Annotated in this window: 1 protein-coding gene; it reads left to right on the top strand. The window is 81.3% G+C overall.

Annotated elements, in window-relative coordinates:
- On the top strand, nucleotides 1–230 hold a 230-nt coding region (locus tag KVT14_RS21825), incomplete at both ends, for an amidase family protein (RefSeq protein WP_254631405.1).

Here is a 230-nt window from a genome sequence, read left to right as displayed (position 1 = left end):
CCCCCCGCGCACCAGGTCGCCGCCGCGCGGCCCGCCACCGTGGTCGACCGGCTGCGCGCCGCGGGCGCCGTCGTCCTGGGCAAGACCAACCTCGACCAGTTCGCGCCCGGGCTCACCGGCAGCCGCAGCCCGTACGGCGCGGTGGCGAGCGCCGTGGCGCCGGACCGGGTGTCGGGCGGCCCGACGTCGGGCTCGGCGGTCGCGGTCGCGCACGGGATCGCCGACCTGGC

Source organism: Cellulomonas sp. GbtcB1 (assembly GCF_019091725.1).
Taxonomy (GTDB): domain Bacteria; phylum Actinomycetota; class Actinomycetes; order Actinomycetales; family Cellulomonadaceae; genus Cellulomonas.
Note: the sequence above shows the minus strand (reverse complement) of the source record. Positions and strands in the feature narration are given on the sequence as shown.